This is a genomic window from Sphingobium sp. B10D7B, from assembly GCF_025961955.1.
In the GTDB taxonomy this organism is placed as follows: Bacteria; Pseudomonadota; Alphaproteobacteria; order Sphingomonadales; family Sphingomonadaceae; genus Sphingobium.
Genome location: NZ_JAOQOQ010000001.1, coordinates 1954856 through 1967085 on the forward strand (window position 1 = coordinate 1954856; position 12230 = coordinate 1967085).

Consider the following 12230-nt stretch of genomic DNA (forward strand, 5'->3'; position numbering starts at 1 on the left):
GTTTGCGGCAGCCCCATTGGCATGACCAATCAAAGGTTGCCGACGAAATCAAAGTTGTTAAGTCGCTTCCATGACTAAGCAAGGCGAGCTCGATTATCTCCGCAACATTGGCGAGGCTGGGCGCGATCATTCTCTAAACAAACCCTTCTCAAACGGCGATTGCGGCCTGACCTTAATGTCGATCGGCGCGGTGATGAGCCTCATGCCCGCGCCGCCAGCGCAGGTTTTAGATCTCGGATGCGGCGGGGGTTGGACCAGCATATTTTTTGCAAAGCGTGGTTACGATGTCGTTGGACAGGATTTGGCTCCCGACATGATTGAACTGGCAGAGGAAGCGAAAGCAAACCAACGGGTGGGTGAGCACCTGCAGTTCGTTGTTAGCGATTACGAAAGTCTCACCTTTCAGGACAAGTTTGATTGCGCGGTCTTCTTCGATTGCTTGCATCATGCTGAAGATGAAGCCGCAGCTATTGCCAAGGTCTTCCAGGCTTTGAAGCCGGGCGGAGTCATGATCACTCATGAACCTGGACTAGGGCACTCCACAACGCCACACTCGATTCAGGCGATGCAAACTTATGGCGTCAACGAACGCGATATGCCGCCAAGCCTAATCATCGCACAAGCGGAAAAGATAGGTTTCAGAAACGCTCGCATTTATCCGATGCTACACGATCTGCAATCTATATATTATGAGGGCAAACAGCCCCGCCTCTTCTCCCGGTCCGGTTGGCGAAAACTTCGTCGGCTTATCGGCATGACGTTCTCGCCGTCACTGGATCATTCGGCGATCGTGGTGTTGCATAAGCCCGAACAGTAAATCGGAATATTGATAGTGAGGTAACGTGCAGATGGTCATTCTGCGCATCTCATATTAGGCCGTGAGCCGATAGAATGTGCTGGCCGCGCCCGTCATCAAATAAAGCTCAATAATTGGCAATGGCATAGTATTGCAAAGTTGCTTAATGATCCAAGTATGTGTGAGCTCACAAGAAGACCGTTCACGTGATCGAGCTTTCGAGTACAAATTCAACCGCGCTTCTTTCCAACGCGTCGGCCACGACACCCCTGATCGCTCAAGGCGGACAGCCATATAACCACTTAAATTACGAGGCCCCGCATGAGCCTCACCTTTCCCATCTAGTCGATGACCACAGCTTGAACCCGTCAGGCAGCAATGGCATTGATGTATACGACATTCTGAAAGCTTCGTCATGCGCCAAGTCTTTGCCTTCATTCCACTGCCACTCATTTTCTTAGCGGGATGTAGCTCCAAGAGCGCTGTGGAGAGTAGCTCGGCGCCAGTGCCGATCGCGCACGCGTTCGCCTTCACCTTGCCCGCCCAGCAACCCAGCCGGCCCATCGACATCAATCTGCTCAAAAGCGTGACCCGCACGCTATCCTCGGACGCATTCGAGGGCCGTGCGCCGGGCACAGATGGCGAGGCAAAGACCGTCCCCTATATCATCTCGCAGATGCGCAAGGCCGGTCTCAAGCCCGGCAACAAAGGGAGCTGGACGCAGGATGTGCCGCTGGTCCAACTGACGCCCTCGCCAGACATAATCCTGCGAATCGCGGGAGCCAAAACCGCCATCAACCTCGCCTACAAGACGGATATGGTTGCGGGCACCTATCGGGTGGTGCCGACCAGCACGGTGGCGGCCAGCGACATGGTGTTCGTCGGCTACGGCATCAACGCGCCCGAACGGGGCTGGAACGACTATGCCGGCGTAGATGTGAGCGGCAAGACGGTGGTTATCCTCGTCAACGATCCCGATTACGAGATGGAAGGTCTCGACGGCCCCTTCGAGGGTCGCGCCATGACCTATTATGGCCGCTGGACCTACAAATATGAGGAAGCCGCGCGGCAAGGCGCCGCTGCCGCGCTGATCGTTCACGAGACATTCCCGGCCGCTTATCCATGGGACGTGGTCGTCTCCTCCTGGACCGGACCGCAGCTCAACATCGATGTGCCGGGCGATCATATGGACCAGTCCGCCGCGGCAGGCTGGCTGACGCTCGATGCTGCCAAGCGGGTCTTCGCGGCGGCCGGCAAGGATTTCGCGGCGCTCAGCGCCGAGGCCAAGCGCTCGGGCTTCCGGGCGGTGCCCCTGGGTGACCTCAAGGCCAGCATCACCATCAACAACACGGTCCGCCGCCAACGCTCCCGCAACGTGATCGGCATTCTCCCCGGCACCAGCCGGCCTGACGATTATGTGCTCTACACCGCGCACTGGGATCATCTGGGCCGGTGCGAACCGATCGATGGCGACGACATCTGCAATGGCGCGGTCGATAACGCGACGGGCACGGCCGCGCTGATTGCGCTGGCCAAGGCTCACCGTGACGCCGGACCCACTGCGCGCACCCTGGTCTTCCTCGCCGTGACGGCGGAGGAAGCCGGCCTGCTCGGCTCGGCTTATTATGCCGAGAACCCCGTCTTCCCGCTCGCGCGGACGGTAGGTGGCATCAACATGGATGCGCTGAACATGGCGGGGCCGACCCGCGATGTGGTGGTCATCGGCGGCGGCAAATCCGAGCTGGAGCTGTTCCTCGAACGCGCCGTCAAGGATGCCGGCCGCGTCATCAAGCCCGAGCCGGCGCCGGAAAAAGGCAGCTTCTACCGCTCGGACCATTTCAGCTTCGCCAAGCAGGGCGTGCCCATGCTGTATGCCGAGAGCGGCGAAGACCTGGTGGATGGTGGTGTGACGGCCGGCCAGGCGGCGGCCGAAGATTACACGGTCCACCGCTATCACAAGCCACAGGACGAATATGATCCCCGCTGGAACTGGGCCGGCGCGGCAAGCGATCTCCAGCTTCACTACCGCATCGGCCGCGAACTGGCGCAGAGCGACGTGTGGCCCAACTGGTTCTCAACCGCAGAATTCCGGACGATTCGCGACGGGAGCCGCAGGGGAGCGAATGCGCCAAAGTAGACGGAGCGGGTTATTAAGAACCTTGGTGTTAAAACTTTAAATCATCGTTTTGTTAAGGCCAGTTGTTCTGAGATAGCGATGAGTTGTTGCGGTGCAAAAATGAGTTGCGCGAAAGCGCAGCCAGAGCTAGCCCAAAGCGCAAATGAGGGAAATTCCGTCGACATGGCTACTGTTCACCCGCGTTCCTTTCACCCTTCCCGGGTAGACCATGAAAGAACGCTCGAGGCGGGCCTGTCCGTTATCACGCAAGAGGCCGCTGGCCTCGCAGCCTTGGCCGCGTCGCTCGATCAGTCTTTTTCGGATGCCGTCAACGTCATCTTGAACACGCCCGGCCGTGTCGTCGTCGCCGGCGTCGGAAAGTCCGGCCATATTGCCCGCAAGATCGCAGCAACCTTTGCTGCGACCGGCACGTCCTCCTTCTTTCTTCACGCTGGAGAAGCAGCCCATGGCGACTTGGGGATGCTGAGCCAGGGCGATGTGCTGATCATTCTCTCCAACAGCGGCTTTTCGCCCGAATTGCGCCCGCTGCTCACTTATGCCGGGCGGCGGGGCGTGCAAGTTATCGGCATCGTCTCGCGGCGTCATTCGCCGCTGGGCGTCGCAGCCGATATCGTTCTGCAACTGCCCAACGCGCCAGAGGCCTGTCCAGTGCGGATTGCGCCAACGACCTCGACCACGATGATGCTGGCGCTTGGCGACGCGCTGGCCATGGCTGCCATGGAACGTCGCGGCCTCACGCGGACCGATATTGCCCAATGGCATCCCGGCGGAGACATCGGCTCGCGCCTCGCGCCGATCGAAGAAGTGATCAACGTCAACGACCCGCTTCCCCTGGTCCGCTGGGACGCGCCGATGCGCGACGTGGTTTTCGAGATGACAAGCGGCGGCAAGGGCGTGGCGGGCGTCGTGTCCGATGATGGCTCCCTGGTCGGCATCATCACCGATGGCGATTTGCGCCGCGCCTTCGACCATGTGCTTACCGCCCGTGCGGCCGATATCATGACCAGCGCCCCCATCACTGTGCCCGTGGGCACGCTGGTGGAAGAAGTTCTCACCCTCATGAACGATGCCAAGATCACGGTGCTGTTCGTCACGGCGCAGGATGACCGCGCAAAGCCCGTGGGCATCGCGCATATTCACGATCTCGCGCCCTGAGCGGGTGCGCCATGATCGCCGGTCAACGTCACGCCCAGATTGACCGCGAAGCCGATGGAACCCGGCTTGCATTCCGCCCAACATTAGACGACGGGAAGCCGCATGAGTGAGCGCCCTGCCCTGGCTGACGCCGGGACCGTCATCATTATCCCGACACGCTATGGATCCAGCCGTTATCCCGGCAAACCGCTGGCGCCCATCATGGGCCCTGATGGCATCACGAAGACGCTCATCGGGTGGAGCCATGACGGCGCGCTTGCCGTCTCGCGAGACGCAGCTGTCGTCGTCGCTACGGACGACAGGCGGATCACCGACGAAGTCGATGGCTTTGGCGGCCAGTGGCTGATGACGCCGGAAAGCTGCGGAAATGGCACCGAGCGGGTGGCGGCCTGCCTCGACGCGCTGCCCAATGCGCAGCTGCTCGTCAATTTCCAGGGCGATGCGCTGCTCACCCCGCCCACTTTCGTCGCTGCCCTGATCGATCATATGCGCGCTAATCCGGAGGTGCAGGTCGCGACCGTGGCGGTGCGGTGTTCAGACGAAACCTATCGCCACCTTGCCGAGGATGCCGCGCAGGGCCGCGTGGGTGGCACCACCGTCGTGGTCAACGGTCGTTCAGAAGCGCTGTATTTCTCTAAGCGCATCCTCCCCTATCTCCCAGAAGGCCGCATGCCGAACGAGGACATGCCTGTGCTGCTCCATCTTGGCCTCTATGCCTATCGCCGCGCCGCGCTAGAGCGCTATGTCGCGCTGGGGCCGACGATGCTGGAGGCAGTCGAGGGCCTCGAACAGTTGCGCTTCCTCGTCGCGGGCATACCGGTCTCGGTCGTCACGCTTGAGGAACAAGGCTATCCCATCGTAGAGGTGAACAACCCCAGCGACGTTCCGCTGGTCGAAGGGATTCTCAGCGCGCGCGCCTTGCCCTAGGTGAGTATCGTGCGCCAGACAGAGGATCGTCCCGGTAAGCTGCGCCATAGCATGGGCCGGCACGCACGGCAGACCATGGTGCTGTTGGCGTTGCTGGGGATGACGCCGGGCTGTGCGTCTCTATCACGTGACGTCCTCTATTCTCCCCATAACAAAGCCGCCGTGACCCAATGGGTCGGCGCGCCACCCCAGACCATCAGCGTCACCACGAAGGATCATCTCGCACTCACCGGCTATTACTGGCCGGGCGCGCCGGGGGATCCGGACATCTTCGTCATGTTCCACGGGCGCAACTGGAATGCGGAGATGAACGCCAATGCAGCCCAGCATCTGGCCGGGGCAGGCAATGCGATTCTGGCTGCGTCTTACCGCGGCTTCGGCGCCAATTCGGGCCGACCGAGCGAAGACGGCCTGCTGAGGGATGCGAGCGCGTTCATCGCAAAGGCGAGGGATCTGGCCGGGCCCGGCGCGCGTGTCTGGTTGATCGGCCATTCGCTCGGCTCTTCGGTGGCGCTCCATGCCGCCGCCCGTGACCCGGATGTCGCTGGCGTGATCGCCATGAGCGTTTTCGTTCGCATTGCCGCCGCCGCGCCGAAGATCAGCCGCGCCTTCATCCCGGATCGATGGGATAATCGGGAGACCTTGAGGGCGATCAAGGTCCCGATCTTGTTCGTGCAGGGCGATCTCGACCGGCTCGTTCCGAAGACCAGCGCCGATACGCTGTTTGCGACCTATTCTGGCCCCTCCAGTCTGGTCACCGGTGTAGCCTCCCGTCATAATCCCGACATGACCCTCCTGTCGCCCTGGCTGAACCGCGTGATCGAAGCGATGCGTGCCGATCCCCACGCCGCCGTGCCCAAGCCGCCGACGGGCTGGCTGGAGAAAGTGCATCGCCCATGACGCTCGCCGCACAGACGATCTTCGCCGTTCCTCCTTTCCCGGGCGGCAAACCCTATCCGGTCGTCCTCAGCGCCGGGGGGGGTGGGAGCCATGTCCGCTCGGCAACCGCGGAGCAAATCCTCGCGGCCCTGCGACAACATCGCGTCGGTGGTCCGTTCTGGGCGCCGGACGATCCTTGGACAATCGCACAAGAAATCGTGACAGGGTCCGCCGACGATCCGCTGATGCTGCTCAGCGCTATCGCAGGCAAGCGCGTTTGCCTTAACGGTGAAGGCGCATTCGCTGCGCTGTCCGACCGCGCGCCCGGCGCCCCCGAGACTGAGGCTATCATCGCCGCTTTGGTCGAGGAGCATTTGGTGCAGAACGCCACCTACGCAGACCCGTTCACCGGTGAGCCAACCAGCGCGCTCGATTTGATCGAAACGCTGGCGAACTGGCGGCGCTTGATCGACGCCAACCGCCCGATCGCCGCGGCATTCGGTTTCGCGCATTGGAAGCGCGATACGGTGGACCCCTTGCTCTGGGCCGGCGGCGCCGTCCCGTTCCGTCCTGCCCATCCCGCTGCCTTGCGCGATCTCAAGCCCGGCGATGCCATTGCGGTGTGGAAGGCGCGCATTCCCCCTGCCCTGCTGGCGGAGATCGAGGCGGGTCCCTGGCCGGTGATGGAAGTGGAGGATGGCTTCATCCGCTCGGCCGGACTCGGCGCCGACTGCGTGCCACCGCTTTCCATCATCGTCGATGATCTGGGCGTCCACTACGACCCCACCCGCCCCAACCGGCTGGAGGAGATGCTGGCGCAAGGCACACCCTCCCCCGACATGCTTGCCCGCGCGCGCCGTCTGCGCGAATGGCTGGTGCGCGAAGGCGTCAGCAAATATGGCATTGGCCGCGCAGCCACTCTGCCGCGCCGGAGCGGGCAGAAGCGTCATCTTCTCGTGGTCGGCCAGGTCGAGGACGACCGGTCCGTCCAGTTCGGCGGCGGGGCTGTCCAGTCCAACCTTGAACTGCTCCGCCGCGTTCGCGCAGGCGCGCCGGATGCGTGGATCGTCTATCGACCGCATCCCGATGTTGAAGCGGGCCATCGGCGCGGCGCCATCCCGACGAATATCGCTCTGGATCTGGCAAACGAGATCGACCCCGGCAGCCCGATCAGCGCATTGATCGCCATGGCGGACGAGGTGCATGTCATCACCTCCCTCGCCGGGTTCGAAGCGCTGTTGCACGGGACACCGGTGACGACGCACGGCATGCCCTTCTTTGCGGGCTGGGGGCTCACCAATGATCTCGGCCCATCCCTGCCGCGTCGAAACAAGGCCTTAACGCTAGATGCGTTAACAGCCCATGTGCTTATTCAATATCCGCGTTATCTGGACCCCGTAACCAATTTGCCATGCACGGCAGAAATACTTGTCATGCGTCTCATTTCTGGTGTTCAGCGTCAAAATGTTGCGCTAGTGCCGATCAGAAAGTTGGTTGGTTTGGCGAGACGGGCCATCGCGCACATGTTGGGAAACAGATGAAATTCCAGCCCATAGCGCATCGGAACTTCCTGTTCCTGCAGGGGCCGCCGGGGCCCTTCTTCTGGCAATTGGCCGAACGACTTCGCACTCTCGAATGCGGTATTTTCCGCATCAATCTGAATGGCGGCGATCTCGCCGATTGGCCCGGCGAGGCCACCAATTATCGCGGAAGCCGCAAGCGGTGGACCTTGTTCATTGATCGCTTCCTGAGCGACAATGCCATCACCGACATCATTCTGTTCGGCGATTGCCGCCCTCTGCACATGGCGGCCCATCGCATGGCACAGCTTCGCAAGATCGACGTGCATGTCTTTGAAGAAGGTTACATTCGTCCGGACTGGCTGACCCTGGAGCCGAGCGGAGTGAACGGCAACAGCTCGCTGCCGCGAGACCCGGAATGGTATCTGCAAGCGGCTCGCAACCTGCCCCCATTGCCGCAGCGCCCGGTCATCACCGCCAGCTTCAACCGCCGCGCGCGCGATGCCTGGCGCTATTACTCACGCACCTGGTTCGGGCGGCCGCTCTATCCTTTCTACCAGTCGCACCGGACCGGGTCCCTGATGATGGAGGGCTTTGGCTGGCTCTATAAATTCGGGCGGGAAAAGGCAGATGCTCGCCGCGCCGAGGAGACCCTCGCGCGGCTGCCTGAGGCCCCCTACTTCCTTTTCCCGCTGCAACTCTCGACTGACTTCCAGATTCGCGAGCATTCGCCGTTCGCGGACATGAAGGAAGCGCTGGATTACGTGCTTTACAGCTTCGCTCGCCGCGCGCCTAAGCATGTCCGCTTGCTCATCAAGGAACATCCGCTCGATTGCAGCTTCATGAGCTGGCGCAATCACATCATGGGCCAGGCGCGCAAGGCCGGCATCGAAGATCGAATCCTCCACATCGCAGGCGGCGTGCTTGATGAGCTGACGGCGGACACCCTCGGCATGGTGACGATCAACAGCACCTCAGCCACGCTGGCCCTCGCCGCTGGCGTCCCCACCATGGCGCTGGGCAAGGCAATCTACAACATACCGCAAATCACCCACCAGGGTCGGCTCGACGACTTCTGGATGCGCCCGCAAGCGCCTGATGCGAACGTCTACGAGTCCTTCCGCCGCGTGTTGCACGATCGCTGCCTTGTCTATGGCGGCCTGGCGAGCGAGACGGCGACGAGTATATTGGTGGAGTCGTCCGTGGAGCGCCTCGCCCGCGAGCGCATCGCGCAATGGGAGCCGACGCTCGTCTCCGCCTATGGCTGACTGTTGAACTGCTCCAGCCAACGATCGACCTTCGCAAAATGCTCTTCCCAACTCGGCGGCTGCCAGCCGGCGAGACGCTTCAGTTGCGCGTCACGCCGTACGCTGTCTGGCTGCGCGAATTCCTCGATCAGCCGCGACCAGCCAAGGCCGTCGATCGGACTAAGATAGTCCGGAATTTCTCCCGCCAGTTCACGAAACACACCGAGATCACTGGCGATAACCGGCGTCCCGCTTGCCAGCGCCTCGATAAGTGGCAGCCCATATCCTTCGACAAACGACGGAAAGAGCAGTGCTCGCGCGCCACGCATGTAGACGCCCAATGTGATGTCGTCGCAACGCGACAGCTCGATGAAATGCCCCCGGATCGCCACACAGCGCTCCAGCATATCGACCGCCTGCTCACTTTCCCAGCCGCGCTGGCCGATGACCACGAGCTGCGGACAAGCCTTCCCCAGCCGCCGAGCCAGCTCGGCCCAGAGTGTGAGAATAAGAAGATGGTTCTTCCGCCCCTCAATCGTGCCGACCATCACGAAATAGGGGCGTGGCGGAACGACCGAGTGTACCCCCTCGAGCGACGGCGGCGGTAGAACACAATCAGCGCCCAGAGGCGCGACAACAGCTGGGGGCATTTGTAGCGATTGCTGACGACCGGCGAAGAGTGCCGCCTCGTCCAGTGTGTCGCGACTATTCCCAATAATTCCGACCCCATTGCGCAGCAATGCAGTGATGCGAAGAAAATGCTTCTCAGGCTCTTTAGGCCGGCAATATTCCGGATGTGTGATCGGGATCAGGTCATGCACGAAATAAACTGGCTTCACGCCGGATTGTCTGATCCACGCTTCATGGCCGAGTTTGTCAAGACCGGTATGACCGACGTTGAGATAAATACGGCCCGCTATATCCTGCTGCCGGATGCGCCCAACCAATGCTCGACCAACCCCGTGCCAAGCAAGCGATGTCAGTTGCTGGCGCGCATGCCCGAGTTCGCTGGAAAGCAGAATGTCAAACAGCTTCTGCGAAAAATCGTGCGGTAAGACCTGTGTCAGCCGCCCTCGCTGAACGACCGCACAGGATCGATCGCGATAATGGCCGACATAAGCCAAGCAGGTACGGTCGATGCCGGTCGGCAGCCCGCCCTCTCGCGCCCGCCATATCAGACGACTGACGTCGAGAAGAAGGGCATTGTGGGGTACTTCACCCATCTGTCGCCCCGATCGTTCAGAAAATATTCGCGTTCTGGATCACGGCGATCGGGAACACAATCTGCGAAACCGCCTGCAGGAACTTCGAGAAATCAGCCAGCGGCGCATTGGAGACGTAAATGACGTCCTTATCCCTGATCGGAAAGGACTGTGCGACGAATAATGTCTTCGGATCACGCATATCGACCCGGTAGATGACGGGCACTTTGCCATCCGATGTTACGCCCGGAAGCGGCTTGCCCGCTGCGAGAGGAAAGGCTCTCGCCTTTTCAAAGCGGAAGATAAACACGCCACGCGGATTTGCACGCTGGTCATCAAGGCCCCCCATGCGTCCTAGGGCCTGTGAAAGGCTCAATCCGGTGCCTTCGAACGGCACTTCCGAATTAGCACGCGCCGCGCCTAATACCGTGAAACTGTAAGGCTGGAACAGCAGGGTGACGATGTCATCAGACTTGAGCCGCACGTTCTGCAGAGGATCCTTGATAACTGTCTCCAGCGGCATTCCCTCGACAAGGCCACCACGCGTAATCTGAATAGTCATCTTGCCAACGGGCTGACGAACACCTCCAGCGCTAGCCAGCGCATCTAGAAGTCGCTCACCCTTGGGTGTCAGGGGCATCCTTGTGCTAGCCACAACATCGCCGACGACGGTGACATTGGCAGCAGCATTGTTTGCGATTCGAACAACGACCTGCGGATCATGAGCCTTTTTCGCCAAGCGCGAGCGAATATCGTGCGCGACGTCCTGGGGTGCGCGGTCCGCCGCCATGACGCGACCCGCAAATGGCACGTCGATCAGACCAGCGGCATCAACGACCTGCAAAGGTAACCCGTTCTGTCGCGATGTGATTGAGGCCACAGCGGCAGACGGAATTCCAGGCGTACCGAGCGTCGACGTTCCGAACAGCACGGCCGGCGGCGCTTCCCAGATCGTGATTTCAAGCGCATCACCCCGACCGATCAAGGTACCGGGGATAGGCGTATCGCCGAAAACCTGGGCGAAAGCGGGCGCGCGATACGCATTGACGAGATGCCCCGTGACCGCATCATTTACGTCCACGATCTGGACCTTGCCTTCGACCACCTGTTCTGACTCAGCACCATGAACGGCCCTGATCGAGGGCCCAGCGCTCGGCAAAACCGCGCAGCTCGACACGCCTATTGCCAAAGCACATAGCAGGCCATGTCGAAACCAACACCGCTGAACGGAACTCAGCCTCAGTCGTGCCGGTCCTTCAACCGCCGTCAGCCCAGACTTTGCGATAGACATTGACTGTATTTTCAACACATTTTTCCCAAGTATAGCCGGCCGCCACCTGTCGTCCGCGATCTATAGAAATATCGCGCCAATTGTCATCCTCCAATCCTCGCCGGATCGCCTCCGTAAAGGCATCGAGATCATCCGGATCGCACATCATGGCGGCGCCCTTTGTGACTTCGGGCAGGCATGATCGGTCGGAGACGATCGTCGGCACACCGCTGGCCATGGCTTCGATCGGGGGCAGACCAAACCCTTCATAGATCGAAGGATAGATAAAAAGGCGCGCGCCCGCATAGATGAAAGGCAAATCTTCTTCAGCGACCTGTCCTAACATGATGACGGCGCCCCGCTGCATCTGGCGCTCAACCAGTCGGTGCAATGCATCATTAGCCCATCCTCGCGCGCCGACGAGTACTAGAGGCGGCACCGGGTAGCCTTCACTAAGCTGAGCATGAGCGAGAATTGCCTGCTCGATGCGTTTGCGCGGCTCAAAAGTGGCAACACACAATATGTAGGGACTGGTCTGCCCCAACATTCGGTCGATCACGGGTTCGTAATGTGCTCGCGTCCACGGCGTGTATCTTGGCGAGACGCCAAGATGAATCGCTGTTACCTGATCCGCTGATAGTGAATGCTGATGCTGCAACAACTCTTGCCGCACCGTTTCTGAATCGGTGATTATATGTGCTGCACGTGCAAGCGAACTAGCAAAACCTTTCTCGAACGCCGCAATCCGCTCTGGAGGGTGCGTCGCTTCGTGGAGATAGATCGACATATCATGCACGGTGATCACGCCCTTTTCGACCGAATCCGGCAGAAAATAGTTGGTGCCGTGGACTAGACGATCTTCAAATCCGCGCTGCATCAGCCAACGCTTCAACCATTTCGGCCGGTACGGGCGCCTGCTCCGATGGGTATCGAGAAAGCTGGCCGGATCGGATATCCATTCGTTGAAGCGAAAGAATCCAAGGTCTTCAACTTCAGGATACGTCGACAGCCCTTGGCAAAGCTCCCACGTATATCGACCAATTCCGGTGAGCGTGGACGCGAGCGAATCAACCGTCAATCCGACGCGCATGCAAATC

Annotated in this window: 10 protein-coding genes; 7 read left to right on the forward strand and 3 right to left on the reverse strand. The window is 60.6% G+C overall.

Annotated elements, in window-relative coordinates:
- The first annotated feature begins 70 nt into the window (after positions 1 to 70).
- The 7 genes from M2331_RS09295 (at position 71) to M2331_RS09325 (ending at position 8682) form a co-directional block, all read left to right on the forward strand.
- Complete coding sequence (locus M2331_RS09295; protein ID WP_181560018.1) at positions 71 to 817, forward strand: class I SAM-dependent methyltransferase; 747 nt, start codon at positions 71 to 73, stop codon at positions 815 to 817.
- A gap of 394 nt (positions 818 to 1211) precedes the next feature.
- A complete protein-coding gene (locus M2331_RS09300; protein ID WP_181560019.1) occupies positions 1212 to 2933 on the forward strand; it encodes a M28 family metallopeptidase in 1722 nt (573 codons plus the stop codon).
- 318 nt (positions 2934 to 3251) lie between these two features.
- On the forward strand, positions 3252 to 4088 hold the full coding sequence (locus tag M2331_RS09305) for a KpsF/GutQ family sugar-phosphate isomerase (protein ID WP_319801501.1): 837 nt from the start codon (positions 3252 to 3254) through the stop codon (positions 4086 to 4088).
- A 102-nt stretch (positions 4089 to 4190) separates the two neighbouring features.
- Positions 4191 to 5015, forward strand: a complete 825-nt coding sequence (locus M2331_RS09310) for a 3-deoxy-manno-octulosonate cytidylyltransferase (RefSeq protein WP_181560021.1) — start codon at positions 4191 to 4193, stop codon at positions 5013 to 5015.
- Between the two features lie 51 nt (positions 5016 to 5066).
- Positions 5067 to 5915, forward strand: coding sequence for an alpha/beta hydrolase (locus M2331_RS09315; RefSeq protein ID WP_264592349.1), 849 nt, complete (start codon positions 5067 to 5069; stop codon positions 5913 to 5915).
- The gene (locus tag M2331_RS09320) at positions 5912 to 7435 is read left to right on the forward strand and encodes a hypothetical protein (RefSeq protein ID WP_181560023.1); all 1524 of its coding nucleotides are present in this window, start codon (positions 5912 to 5914) and stop codon (positions 7433 to 7435) included. The genes M2331_RS09315 and M2331_RS09320 overlap by 4 nt, the downstream gene beginning before the upstream one ends.
- The gene (locus M2331_RS09325) at positions 7432 to 8682 is read left to right on the forward strand and encodes a capsule biosynthesis protein (RefSeq protein WP_181560024.1); all 1251 of its coding nucleotides are present in this window, start codon (positions 7432 to 7434) and stop codon (positions 8680 to 8682) included. Before M2331_RS09320 ends, M2331_RS09325 begins: the two co-directional genes overlap by 4 nt.
- On the opposite strand, the gene M2331_RS09330 is transcribed toward M2331_RS09325, so the two are convergent.
- From M2331_RS09330 to M2331_RS09340, 3 genes are all read right to left on the reverse strand, one after another.
- Positions 8673 to 9884 (reverse strand): glycosyltransferase family 4 protein, encoded by a 1212-nt coding sequence (locus M2331_RS09330; protein WP_181560025.1) that lies wholly within the window; start codon positions 9882 to 9884, stop codon positions 8673 to 8675. The two genes, M2331_RS09325 and M2331_RS09330, sit on opposite strands and share 10 nt — an antisense overlap.
- Before the next feature lie 16 nt (positions 9885 to 9900).
- Entirely contained in the window at positions 9901 to 10968 is a 1068-nt protein-coding gene (locus M2331_RS09335) for a polysaccharide biosynthesis/export family protein (RefSeq protein WP_264592350.1), read from the reverse strand.
- Between the two features lie 151 nt (positions 10969 to 11119).
- Positions 11120 to 12223, reverse strand: coding sequence for a glycosyltransferase family 4 protein (locus M2331_RS09340; protein WP_181560027.1), 1104 nt, complete (start codon positions 12221 to 12223; stop codon positions 11120 to 11122).
- Positions 12224 to 12230: the final 7 nt, after the last annotated feature.

What these genes read in the sequence shown, in the direction of transcription:
- M2331_RS09340 (WP_181560027.1), bottom strand. Translation starts at nt 12,223, where the DNA reads ATGCGCGTCGGATTGACGGTTGATTCGCTCGCGTCCACGCTCACCGGA.
- M2331_RS09325 (WP_181560024.1), top strand. Translation starts at nt 7,432, where the DNA reads ATGAAATTCCAGCCCATAGCGCATCGGAACTTCCTGTTCCTGCAGGGG.
- M2331_RS09300 (WP_181560019.1), top strand. Translation starts at nt 1,212, where the DNA reads ATGCGCCAAGTCTTTGCCTTCATTCCACTGCCACTCATTTTCTTAGCG.
- M2331_RS09315 (WP_264592349.1), top strand. Translation starts at nt 5,067, where the DNA reads ATGGGCCGGCACGCACGGCAGACCATGGTGCTGTTGGCGTTGCTGGGG.
- M2331_RS09330 (WP_181560025.1), bottom strand. Translation starts at nt 9,884, where the DNA reads ATGGGTGAAGTACCCCACAATGCCCTTCTTCTCGACGTCAGTCGTCTG.
- M2331_RS09320 (WP_181560023.1), top strand. Translation starts at nt 5,912, where the DNA reads ATGACGCTCGCCGCACAGACGATCTTCGCCGTTCCTCCTTTCCCGGGC.
- M2331_RS09310 (WP_181560021.1), top strand. Translation starts at nt 4,191, where the DNA reads ATGAGTGAGCGCCCTGCCCTGGCTGACGCCGGGACCGTCATCATTATC.
- M2331_RS09295 (WP_181560018.1), top strand. Translation starts at nt 71, where the DNA reads ATGACTAAGCAAGGCGAGCTCGATTATCTCCGCAACATTGGCGAGGCT.